The 12,909-nt window shown below is 21.4% G+C and carries 10 protein-coding genes; 8 read left to right on the top strand and 2 right to left on the bottom strand.

Annotated elements, in window-relative coordinates; translation table 4 throughout:
- Positions 1–20: 20 nt before the first annotated feature.
- The 3 genes from ACLFO7_RS01455 (at position 21) to ACLFO7_RS01465 (ending at position 4,624) form a co-directional block, all read left to right on the top strand.
- Positions 21–2,024 (top strand): MPN338 family protein, encoded by a 2,004-nt coding sequence (locus ACLFO7_RS01455; protein ID WP_412032577.1) that lies wholly within the window; start codon positions 21–23, stop codon positions 2,022–2,024.
- 3 nt (positions 2,025–2,027) lie between these two features.
- Positions 2,028–4,028, top strand: coding sequence for an MPN338 family protein (locus tag ACLFO7_RS01460; RefSeq protein WP_412032578.1), 2,001 nt, complete (start codon positions 2,028–2,030; stop codon positions 4,026–4,028).
- 134 nt (positions 4,029–4,162) lie between these two features.
- On the top strand, positions 4,163–4,624 hold the full coding sequence (locus ACLFO7_RS01465) for a hypothetical protein (protein WP_412032579.1): 462 nt from the start codon (positions 4,163–4,165) through the stop codon (positions 4,622–4,624).
- 135 nt (positions 4,625–4,759) lie between these two features.
- On the opposite strand, the gene ACLFO7_RS01470 is transcribed toward ACLFO7_RS01465, so the two are convergent.
- Both ACLFO7_RS01470 and ACLFO7_RS01475 read right to left on the bottom strand, forming a co-directional pair.
- Entirely contained in the window at positions 4,760–5,734 is a 975-nt protein-coding gene (locus tag ACLFO7_RS01470; protein WP_412032580.1) for an IS30 family transposase, read from the bottom strand.
- A gap of 153 nt (positions 5,735–5,887) precedes the next feature.
- A complete protein-coding gene (locus ACLFO7_RS01475; RefSeq protein ID WP_412032581.1) occupies positions 5,888–6,790 on the bottom strand; it encodes an HAD-IIB family hydrolase in 903 nt (300 codons plus the stop codon).
- 205 nt (positions 6,791–6,995) lie between these two features.
- Between ACLFO7_RS01475 and ACLFO7_RS01480 the strand changes: the two genes are divergently transcribed.
- The 5 genes from ACLFO7_RS01480 to ACLFO7_RS01500 all read left to right on the top strand — a co-directional run bounded on the left by ACLFO7_RS01480 (position 6,996) and on the right by ACLFO7_RS01500 (position 12,904).
- Complete coding sequence (locus ACLFO7_RS01480; protein ID WP_412032582.1) at positions 6,996–7,490, top strand: hypothetical protein; 495 nt, start codon at positions 6,996–6,998, stop codon at positions 7,488–7,490.
- A 179-nt stretch (positions 7,491–7,669) separates the two neighbouring features.
- Positions 7,670–8,131 carry a hypothetical protein gene (locus ACLFO7_RS01485; RefSeq protein WP_412032583.1) on the top strand — a complete coding sequence of 154 codons (462 nt, stop codon included), beginning with the start codon at positions 7,670–7,672 and terminating at the stop codon, positions 8,129–8,131.
- A 138-nt stretch (positions 8,132–8,269) separates the two neighbouring features.
- Complete coding sequence (locus ACLFO7_RS01490) at positions 8,270–10,126, top strand: hypothetical protein (protein WP_412032584.1); 1,857 nt, start codon at positions 8,270–8,272, stop codon at positions 10,124–10,126.
- A gap of 164 nt (positions 10,127–10,290) precedes the next feature.
- On the top strand, positions 10,291–12,150 hold the full coding sequence (locus ACLFO7_RS01495; protein ID WP_412032585.1) for a hypothetical protein: 1,860 nt from the start codon (positions 10,291–10,293) through the stop codon (positions 12,148–12,150).
- A 76-nt stretch (positions 12,151–12,226) separates the two neighbouring features.
- The gene (locus tag ACLFO7_RS01500; RefSeq protein WP_412032586.1) at positions 12,227–12,904 is read left to right on the top strand and encodes a LemA family protein; all 678 of its coding nucleotides are present in this window, start codon (positions 12,227–12,229) and stop codon (positions 12,902–12,904) included.
- The last annotated feature ends 5 nt before the right edge of the window (positions 12,905–12,909 follow it).

The raw sequence follows: 12,909 nt of genomic DNA on the forward strand, positions 1-12,909 counted from the left end.
TGGATTTTTAGGGGGTTAACATGGTAAAAGAAATTAAAAAATTTGTTAATGACCTAAAGGTAAGAACAATATTCCCTTTTTATATTGATAATATTAATGATAATTTTTTTAGTTCAATTAATAAATATAATAATAAATCCTTTAACAGAAAAATAGCATCAAGACTTAATAATTTAAAAATTGAAGAACTTAAAAAACTTAAAGAAATTGAAGATATTTCAAGCCACAATACATTATTACTTTTAATTAATAGAATTATAAAAAAAATAGTTTCTAAAACAGGAACAGATAAATATGATTTATTTGTTGAAAAAGATATAGATAAAAATAATCAACCAATTTATGTTGAAGAGAAAAATGAAATATATGATTTTAATGTAATAGGTAATGTTCAAAAAGATAGAAGATATATTTATGCAATAGATATTGATAAAAGATCATATTTATTTAATTATGTAGAACAAATTCAATTTTCTTTCTATTTAGATGAAAAAAATAAAATGGTATCAGGTGGTGTTTCTTGAAATTGAGGTAATGATAATAAACCTACTAATCAAGAAGATGTCAATGAAAAGGTTTATATAACAAATTTAATTAAATATTATTTAACAAGAGAGATTAAGGATATTAGTTTAAACAACATTATAAGTATTTTTGATAATGATACTAATAATAATCAAAACAAAAAAAGAAAATTTGTTACAAAACAAAATTATGAAAAAAATATAACTCTTGAATCTTTAAGAAACTCATGAAAAGAATTAATTACTAAAAAGATACTTAATAAATCAAACTATAGTGAAAAGTTGGGAAAATATTTATTAAATGAGCTATTTTATTCTTTGATGAATACATTGATGATTTCTTTAGCTGTATTTGAAGAACTTAAAATCTATTTTAGACATAATGAACCTGAAATTTATGGTCCTTTATTAAAAAGAGTATTAACAACAAATGATAATGATAATCAAAACTACACTGAAGATTTTTTTGAATTATTTGCATTTTTAAAAAAGAATTATTTTAACTTTGAAAAAATGAATTTGAAAAAAATTCTTGATGCAGACGATGCAATTCAAGCATTAATAAAATTTGATAAAATAGAAAATTTGTATTTTGGTGAGCCATTATTAAGTTATGAAATTATTAGAAATAGTGATATACCTTTTTTAGATGAAGATGATGATGTATTTATGAATAGTGTTGAATTAAAAACATTATTTTTAATGACAATGGATCCACAAATATTTGGTATACATCACAATAATCATAATTTTATTAATTACAGTGAATTGAATACTATGCTATCAAACATTAATTATAATTTAGAGAATTGAAAAGATGTTTTAAATGAAAAAATTGACCAAACAATTTGTGAATGAAATTATGACTATGTTTCTTTTTTAAATCAAGATTTAACATTTTTAATTGTAAAAAATAATAATCCAATTGATTTTATTTCAACTAAAAAAAATAACTATGATTATGATGCAAATAGAAAATTATTTAATAATTATTTGTGATCACAAATTTATGCACATGCCATTATTTACAAAATGAAAGATTTAGAATTGAAATTTAATACAAATAAAGTTAAATATCCTCAATTATTAAGAGGTTATATTCTTCAAGTTGAGCAACTTCATTTTGATTGATATGACGATTTTTATGGATTACCACAAATAAAAAAAGTCATAAAAAAAATAGATGAATTTAAACAATTAAATAAATCAATTTCATTATTAACTAAAAAAATAAATCGTGAAGACAAAATATATGGAAAATCAAAAGAAAGATTAAATATTTCTTTTGCATTTATTGCAGCATCACTTTTTGGTATAACAGATTTTTTAACAATGGTATTTACAGTTTTAACTGTAAAGGATACAACAAAAGGATTATTATTAGAAAATATAATTACTATAGCTGCAGGATGCTTTATTTCTTTTATAATGCTTTTGATATTATTGTTTTCAATAATTTCTCCTATTATTAAAAAAAGAAAAATGAAAAAGGAGGTTTAGACTATGAAAGACAAAAATATTAATAACAAAATGTTTAATGGATTAAAAATAAAAAATATTTTTTCATTTTATATTGATGATATAAATGATAAGTTTTTTACTAGTTTAAAAAACCATCCTAATAGATATTTTGTAAATAAAGTTTTACCAAAAATTAAAAAAAATTTTGATAAAGATGAATTAGAAAAGTTTACAGAAATAGATAGTTTAACAAAAAATAATAAAATTAAATTAATGTTAAATCTTGCCCTTAGAAAAATTGCTTCTAAAACAGGAACAGATAACTGTGAATTATTTGATTCAGCAGAGAGAGATCAATTTGGAGATCAATTATTTATTAAACAATTGCTTCAAGGAACTGATTCTCAAGTTTTAAGTGATACAAATATTGACAGAAGATATGAGTTTGTTATTGATATTAATAAAAATTCTTATTTGCATAAGTATTTATCCAATATTCAATTATCATTTTTTCTTGAAGATGATACTAAAATGCTTTCTGGTGGTTTTAGTCTTAATAAAAATTTTAATGATAAATTAGGAATAAGTTTTCCAGAAGTTATTTCAGATATATATTTGTATTCATTAATTAAACACTTTATTGGAAAACAATTATATCCAATTTCTTTAAATAATATGTTGGATATGATTGAAAGTTTTGAATCATCTCACAAGAAGAGAAAAGTATGATCAAAAGCTAAATATAATATTGATTTTAAACAAGTTTCAATTGAAAATTTAAAAGATAATTGGGTTGATTTAATTAATAGAAAATATTTAAATTTTTTAAATATTACTAAAGATAAAAAAGAATATTATGAAAATACTATGTTTTATTCAATTTTAATTGTAACAATTATAATGTTGTCTTTGTATGAAGAGTTAAAAAAATATTTTACTAATGAAAAACCTGAAATGATTTTAAGTTTATTGGATAAACCTCAACTTATGAATTCAAATACCAATCAAGATCCTGAAACAGATTTTTATGAAATAGGTCATTTTCTATTTGATAATTACACAGATAAAAATAGAAATGTTAAATTAAATAAAATTAAAAGTTATGAAGATATAATTGACACACTTAATGAACAAAAATCTTATGATTTGAATTCATTTGGTAAACCAATTGTTACTATTGAATTATATAGAAAAGAAAATGAACCATTTATTAATGAATATGAAATATTTTCTAGAAATAATGAATTAAGAATGATTTATTTAACAACAATTTCTCCTGAACTTTTTGGAATGGATGAATCTACAGGATATTTTATTGAATACAAACAATTTGAAGATATTATTAATAAAAATTCATTACAAAAATTTAAAATTAGTGAATCACTTGGTGAGAAAATTGAAAAGTCTAGATGTGAGTTAAACTATGATTACATTACATTTATTAGTAATGAACCTAGTATGTTAATTATTAAAAACAATACAGAAACTATGTATAATGAATTGCATTCTGAAACTATGTATACTGGACTTTATGAAAATTATTTTTGATCACAAATTTATGCACAAGCAAGATTATGAAAAAGAATTCATATTGAGTCAGAATTTAATTATGATGTACAAAATAAAATTGACATATATCACAAAAATAAATTAGTGGCATTAGAGAATTTAATTTTTAATTGATATGATAGTTTTTATGGGATGCCTGGAATTAAAAATATTGTTTATAAAATAAATGAATTAAGTGATTTAAAAAATTCAATTGAAATGTTAATAATTGAAATTAGACAAAAAGATGAATTGTCAAAAAAAGATAAAGAAAGAAAAAGTGTTTTATTTGCATATGTGATAGCATCATTAATTGGATTCATTAATTTTTTTGGAATGGTATTTACAATATTAACTGTAGATAATACAAAGGAGGGATTAACTCCTGTCAATATTGCAGTCATTTCAATTGGAACAGTTCTTGTATCAATTTTGGTTGGTATTCTAATTTATTTTGGAACAAAGGTTTTGAAATCAAAGTTTAAAAAAGGATAAATTTAATTAAAAATTCATGATTCTTTTTATGAATTTTTAATTTTTTATTAATATAAAATGACATTCAATAATATAATTAATAATCATTTATTCAATAATCTTATTTTGGATTATAGTGTTGTATAGGAGAAACTATGGTTGAAGTAGATACATTAAAAAAAGCTTTACTTGTAGAAAAGTTATCATTTATTTTATCAGTTACTTTTTTTGTTATTTTTATAATTATTTCTATTGTTGCTTCTCTTCTTATTTTTGTATTTTCTAATTCACAACAACAATATTTATATAATAGAATTGATTTTACAAGTGATATAAAAATTGGAGTTGGAATTGCATTGTTTGCATTATTAGGAATTTATGGAATTTTTACAATAATTTTATTGATTATTCTTAATATTAGAAGTATTGAAATAACATCAAAATTAGATATATGAAAAAGTAGAATGTTTTATTTAGTCATTTCATTATTATCTTTATTTTTAATAGGTTTCATTGGTAATTTAGTTAAAATTATTTATATGAAAAGTGATATTGAAAGACTTGAAAAATTTGGAACATATAATCCAAATAATAAAAAATTATGAAAAGATGAATAAATATTGAAACAAATTATAATAATAAAAAAAGATGTTTTTTACCAAACATCTTTTTTCCCTAAATGAAATATGAAGTGCAACATCATAATAGCACAACTTATAACTCATAGCCAATAAAATGGTTATGAGTTTTTATTACCTTTCTATATAATGTTTATTTATTTCATAACTTGATTTAAAACCAAACATTTTTCTTGGCATGAGGTTTATCCTATTTTGTAGTCTAACTACATCATCATCTGTTAATAAATCAAAGTCTGTTCCTTTTTTATAAAATCTTCTAATAATACCATTAGCATTTTCATTGCTTCCTCTTTGAAATGAAGCATATGGTTCACAATAATATATTTTGCAATTTAATCAATAGGAAAGGATTCCTATTTTATTAAACTCAATTCCATTATCTATTGTGATTGTTTTTACTTTTAAATTATTTTGTTCAACTAATTTTTTAATTGTTGAATTTATTGTAAAAGAATTTTTATTTTTGACTTTAATAATATATGTCATTCTTGTAACTCTTTCTACTAGAGTTAGCAAATTACTATATCCAGCTTTTCTTTTTCCAATAATTAAATCTGCTTCAAAATGTCCATATTCTTCTCTTTTTTCTATTTTAGAAGGTCTAGCTCAAAAAGGAAATACATATTTTTCATCAAATTTAGAAAACATACCTTTATGTCTTTTTCTTCCTTTTACATATCCTTTTCTAAGCCTATCTGATCTTTTTAATTTTCATCTATTGGATTTTATTCAATTAAAAACTTGTCTAGCAGTTGGTGTTTTGACACAAGGATAATTTGTTTTAATATAATGACAAGTGGCTTCAACTCCATAATCTATTTTTTTAAATTTATCTAAAAATAGATCTGTAAAACTTTTGTATCTATCAAGATAAAAAGCATGAGAATTTCATTTTCTATTTAAATATTTTTTATGAGCATTATTAGAATTATATATTCCACAAGATTCATTTCTTTTTAATTCTCTTGATATTGTAGATCTGTGTCTATTCAATTCTTTTGCAATTGAGTTTAAAGATCTTTTTTCTTGGTAGAACATAAATTCAATTAATGCTCTTTCTTTTTCTGATAAATGGTTGTATAACATAGTGGGTGTCTCGTTGTTGTGAAAAAATAAGGGCACCTTTTTCTTTTGTCCTATTTTATGTAAACAAAAAAATGAAGTGCACATATATTTTACAATATGTGTTGCACTTCATATTTCAATCGAGCAAAAGATGTTTTTTACCAAACATCTTTTTTAATTAAAATTATTTTTTTCTTTAATAATTTTATTAATAACATCTTCTACAAAATATGAGCTTTTGTTTTCGATAATATTTTTTGCAACATTTTTTACAAATGGATATGTATCATGTCTAGAAAAACTGTTGTTGAAATTATAAAGCATAGATATATCATTTCCTCCATCTCCAAAGACAGCAAATTCTTCATTATTTCCCTTATAATATTTTTTGTTAATCATTTGAATTGCAGCATATTTATCAATATTTTTTGGAGTAATTTCAATTGTACTAGTTGTTAAATATCAAAGATCTGGAAATTTAGCTTGTAAATCTGATGTTATATGCAATCTTTTTTCTATAGGCATTTTATAGTCTACAAATGCTATTGTGATTTTATATGCATTTTTTAATAAAGATGTAGAAAAAGAACTTCTAACTAATAAACCAATACCAGTTTCTTTGAATCTATTAAGCATATAATTTGTGCTTTGTAATACATTAATGTTCTCATTTTCTTTTATATAAAAAGTAATATGTGTTAATGTCTTGCCTAATGAATATCCATACATATATAATTGATTAGGATATTTTCTATCTATATATTCAAATGCTTTCATAGCATAGTTGTGTTCTTGTTCTGTAAAAGTTCTTACAAAAATTAATTGATTCAAACTTCTATTGTATATTTGAGCTCCATTGCAACCTATAATATAATCATAGTTATTTATTCCATTTAACTCTAGTATTTTTTTTGCATTTAAATAATCACGTCCTGTTGCAATAGAAAAATTTATTCCATAATTTGGAAGCGAATTAATTGTACGTGCAAATTTTGGATCTATTTTCTTATCATTTTCACTACTTGATTTAAATAGTGTTCCATCTAAATCTGTAAATATATATTTAATGCTATTCATACTTTGAACCCAAAACAATAAAAGCTTTTTATTTATTATATATTTAGTTTTGTAAATTTATTGAATTTGTTTTACTATTAATATAGGTGGATTTGATTGATTAATATTAATTTATTTTTACTTTTAAAGTATTAAAATTTGTTAATTGTTGATTGTTTCTTTCAATTGACTGTTAAATGTTTAATAAGAATTATAAAGAGGTCTTATGTCTGAAGAACTAGAAAAATTAAAAAAACTAAAAAAGATTGAGAAATTTAATCTTACATGACAAATTGTTTTTGTGATTGTATTTATCTTACTTTTAATTTTAAATTCTGTTTTTATTGCAAATTCTGTGGTTAATAACAATAATAATATATATGAAAATTCACCAAATACATCTACAACTGATACACCACTAATATCTTCAACTATAATATTTGCTATTATTGGTTTATATAGTTTGATAACATTTATTATTAATCTTATTTTTAACATTAAAAGTATAGTTTGCTCATCAAGGTTAGTTAAATCAAAAAATAAATCATTGTATTTAATAATGCCTATATTAGCTATTTTCTTTCTTGGTGTTATTTCAAATCTAGTAAATTTTATAGTTTGTAAAACTGAAATAAAAGATATTGAAAATAATCCAAGTGATACTTATGGACAAACTTATGTAGGAGAAAAGCCAACAGCTCCTTCACAATCTATTTATTAGTTTTTAAAACACTCAGTTGATGAGTGTTTTTTTATATATATTTATCAAATTCAATATAAATTCAATTATTTTTATTAATTAGTTTTAAACATATTAGAATAAAAGTATGTATAAATGTTTTTTGTACATTACTAATTTAAACAATAATTTTTATTGCATTTTATTTAAAGGAGGAATTTATGTCAGAATTGGATAAATTAAAGCATGTTCATTTTTGTGAAAAATTTAGTGGCATCTGAAGCATTATATATGTATTTTGTTCTCTTTATCTTTTACCTGTTTATATTGCATTAACTAGTTGATATTTTGATTCTTCATATAAGTTATCTACTCATGATGCAGAATATTATAGAAAAGTAGCTACAATACTTGTTGGAATTTATATAGCATATACTGTTTTAACTTTCATGTTATGTTTATTTTTTAATATTAAAAGTATTTTTTATTCGATTGAACTTGTGTCATCAAAAAACAAATGGATTTATATAACTATGTCAATATTGTCTATTTTTTTATTAGGAGTTATTTGTAATATTGTTAATTGAATACTAGTTAATAAAGAAATTAAAAGTTTCCAAAATGACAATATTAGTGGTCAAATATATGAAAAGGAAATTGGTTTTCCTGAATCATTAAAATAATTTTAATATTTTAGAAATTTATTGATATTTAAATTAAAGAAAATATGTAATTTTATATTAATAATCAAATAAGATTATTAATATTTTTTTATTAATTTATAATTTACTTAGTAGATATTTATTATTTTGAGGAATAAAGTGATAAAGAAAGTAGATTTTAAATCTCTATTTTTAAATCCTATTGATGGTTTTTATAAACATATTATGTCTAATTTAAATGAAATAGTTGATTCATTTTTTGAAGACGAATTTAAGGATACAAAACCTAATTATAATTTAATTCAAAATTGTGATTTAGAAATAAATAAAATTAAAGAAGAAATTAAACAAAGAAAAAATAAAGATAAAATTTCATCTAGATATACAGTTAACTCTGTTATATTTTTTTTATTTTTCTTTCTTATAGGTTTTTTAATGTTTCCTATATATTTAATAAACAATAGAATAATTAATGATTTTTCAAAATATCATTCTGAAAAGAAAAAAAGAATTAATGAATTAGTTAAATTAAAATGCGAACAAATATATTATTCATTTACCACTATTACATTAAGAGATATATATTCATATGTTTTTGAAAAATTAGGGATGAAAGTTTTAAATAATTTTAATCAAAAAGAAATATTAAATTTAATAAATGATAAAGATGTAATAGATATTTATTCAGGGATGACAGGAATTGTTAACAACACACCATTTTATGATGTTATTGCAAGAAAACTTGTTTATAAAAGTAATTCTTTAATTTTTTCTGAAACAGTTGTAAGTGATCATGAAATTAATGAGAAATTAAAATCGACAAATAATAATGGTGAAACAAATATTCAATCATATGTTCCAGTAATAGAGGAAAAAAATTTACTAATTTTTAAAACTAATTTTTTAACTAATTTAACCATTGCTAATAATTCTGCAAAATATGAAAGTAATAATTTCTTTGAAAATAAAGAATTTTCTGAAAAAGTTAAAGTAGTAGATTATACAAATAATAAAGAGGATACATTACAATTTTTTACACTGCGTGCTCAAGATAATTTTGTGAAATGATATAATTTTCAAAATCAAAGAGTATTTGATTTTGTTAAGATCTATGATAAGTTTGTTGTTAAAAATTACACTTATGATTTTAATAATTTAAGAAATATAAATAAAACAATAGATTCTATAGTTGCTATTAGATATGATTCTAGAATTAATATAAATATGATAAAAAATGCTATTAAAAAAAATGTTTTTGATTATTTTGATAGATTTGCTAAAATGTTACAATTACCATTACTAGTCCCTGGTATAGCAAGGGAGTGATATAGAAATGATGGTGATTATTTAATAGCTACTGAATCTGATTTTGCGGTTGAAAATATTGATGACATAACTAACTTAGAACCAATTGATTCAATTGATAAATTCATGGATGAAAAATATTATAATTTTACAAATGGTTCAGTACCTAAAATAAAAATATGATTTACTCAAGAAAAAGTTACTAAAACTAGACATAATTGTTTAGTTGGTAGATTAATGATGCATTCTTTTTCAATGCAGAAAAAAACCGCTAGTCATTATATTGGTGGACATACAAGTCAATATTCTTATAATGTGTTTTCTAAAATTCAAGAAAAAAAGTACTTGATAACATTATATAAAAGATTAATTACAAGAACAATTTTTATTATTGGGAAAACACTTTCTAAACTTATTAGTCAAAACCATTATGTAAATAAAGACTTTTTTGATAATGTTTTGAAAAATAATATTTGAACAAATGATCCATTAGATTTTGAACACTCTCCAAATTCTTCTATATTATTTGATATAGCCAATCAATTTAATGAATTAAATAATAAATATGATCTTAATGCATGTTTAAGATTAGATGATTCTGGATTATATGTTTCAATAGATAATACACAAAAAGTAAGTGATTCAATTATAGATGAAATTATAGAAATGATTTATAAATTTTCTCAACTTAATTATATGATTTTAAAATAAAAACTAATAGTTAATGCAACACTTATATTACTAAGCTATTAGTTTTTATTTTATTGTTTTTTATTTAAAAAAAAGTTTTTAGTATAAAATTTTATATATAAATTGTTAAAACATATTTAATAATAAATTTATAAATAATGTTATTTTTATACTTGGAGGTTAATGTGAATAAAAAAATAGATTTTAAAAATATTTTTGTTAACCCTATAGACAATTTTTCAAAATATATTATGAGTAATTTAGACAAACCTCTAGATTTATTTTTTGAAAAAGAAATGGAAGACACTAAACCAAATTATAATCTTATAAATAAGTGTGATTCTGAAATTCAACTTTTAAAAGAAGAAATAGAACAAAGAAGGATAAGTGACAAAATATCATCATTACAATTTTGAAATGTTATTATTTTTATATTATTTTTTCTTTTAATTGGTTTTTGCTTTTGATCTATATATAAAAAAAATAGAAATATAATTAATAATTTTTGTTCATTTAAAAAAGAAAAAAATGATCATATTAATAAGTTAATTTACATAAAATGTAATCAAGTGTTTGCTTCCTTTTCAACAATAACTTTAAAAGATATTTATTCTTTTATTTTTGAGTATTTTGGAATTAAAGCTATTAATAACTTTAACCAATCATTATTATTTAAAGAAATCAATGATAAGGAATTAATTGACATTTATTCTGGAATCACAGGTATTGTAAAAAATTCACCTTTTTATGATGTAGTTGCAAGAAAATTAGTTTATAGAGAAGTTGAATATTCTGCATCAGAAACTTTTTATTATACTTATTATTCAGATGGTGAATCGCATACTGGTTCAGAAACATTAACTGCTTACCATTATGAAAACACACCTTTTATTGATGAAAAAAATTTATTAATTTATAAAACAAACTATTTAAAAGATCTAACTATTTCTACTAATAATCCTTCATATGATAAAAATATTTTATTGGAAAATAAAGAATTTATTAAACTTGTTAAAGTTGTAGATTATTCTAATAGACAATCAGATTTATCTCAATTTTTTACAATCCAAACACAAGAAAATTTTGTTAAGTGATATCAATTACAAAAATCAAATGTTTTTAATTTTTTAAAAGTTGGAGATAGAGCAGTTGTTCAAAACTCAACATTTGATTTTGATTCATTAAAGAAAATTAATAAGACATTAGATGCTTTACAACTTGTAAACTACAATGAACATATTACATTTGATTTAATTAAGTCAAAAATTAAAAAAATAGTTTTTAGTTATTTTGATAGATTTACAAAAATGCTGCAAATTCCATTATTGGTTCCTGGAATATCAAGAGAGTGATATAGAAAAAATGGTAATTATTTAATTGCTTCAGATTCTAATTTGGAAGTTCAAGAAATTGAAAAAATAGATTTAATTGAACCAATTGATTCTATAGATAAGTTTTTAGATCCAAAGTTTTATTCTTTTAAAAGTAAAGAGATTCCAAAAAGACCAATATGATTTACAACAAATAAAGTTATAAAAGAAAATGATTGTCAAATAGCTATTTTGAATATGCATTCTTTTAGGTCGGAAAAACATTATGAAAATGTTGCTGTTCATGGTTTTAATGTTGGGACAAAAGTTATTACTGTAGAATATGATAAATTTTTCCCAATGGAAGAAAAAAAGATGTTGATTGTCTTTTATAAGTCTTTTAAAACTACAAGCTCATTCATAATAGGTAAAAATTTAAAAAATATTATTTCTGAAAATCATTATGTAAATAAAGAATTTTACAACTTAATTAATCAAGAAGGTATTTGAACAAATGATCCAAGAAAATTCGAAAACTCTCCAAATAATTCTTTATTAATTCAATTTGCTAAGGAGTTTAATAATTTAAATAATCAATTAAATTTAGAAGCATCATTAAGACTTGATGAACATGGTATATACATTTCAGTCAATAATTATGATGTTGTAGATGAAAAAGTTTATAAAACTATTACAAATATAATTCGTAGATTTTCTAATGTAAATTTTTTTTAATTAAAATTTTATATTGAATTGCAAAATAATGTATAATTTATTAATTGGCAAAATCTAATACAAAGGAGTATTTAAGATGTTAGTAGACACTAGAAAACCAGCTAATCCACAAGGAACATCTTTAAATGTTGATAATACAGAAATTGTAGCTAATCCAACAAGTGGACAAAAGACTTTATTTAATGTTTTAATATTCTTTTCTTGATTTCCATTAATTCTGCCAGGAATAATTTGATGAGTAAACAGAATTAAGAAAAGAAATGTTTGGGTAGAAAAACAAATGGAAGTAAATAATGCAGCAGCAGCTATTGATGTTAATTTAACAAAACGTGCTGATACTTTAATTAAGTTGTTAGAACAAACAAAAGGTTATTTAAAGCATGAAAAAGAAACGCTAACAAACATAACAAAAATGAGAAGTAGTGGTGCTCAAGCTACTCCAGCAGACATTCAAGCTAAAGATCAAGCTATTTCTTCATTAGCAAGAAATATTAATATTCAATTAGAAGCATATCCTGATTTGAAGGGTAGTTCAGTAATTGGTGAGTTAATGAGTAGTAGTCAATATATTGAGGGTGAAATTGCTGCATCTAGAAGATTATATAATCAAATAGCACAACGTTTCAATGCTGATATTCTTACATTTCCAAATATCTGTATTGCATATAAAGATAATCTTAGAACATTTCCATTGTTTAGTGCAAGCGAAGAGCAAAAAAAAGATGTGGATATGTCAAAATTAAGTGAAATTTAATTAAA

Origin of the sequence: Malacoplasma muris (assembly GCF_046774425.1) — a bacterium.
Classification (GTDB): Bacteria; Bacillota_I; Bacilli_A; order Mycoplasmatales; family Mycoplasmoidaceae; genus Malacoplasma; species Malacoplasma muris.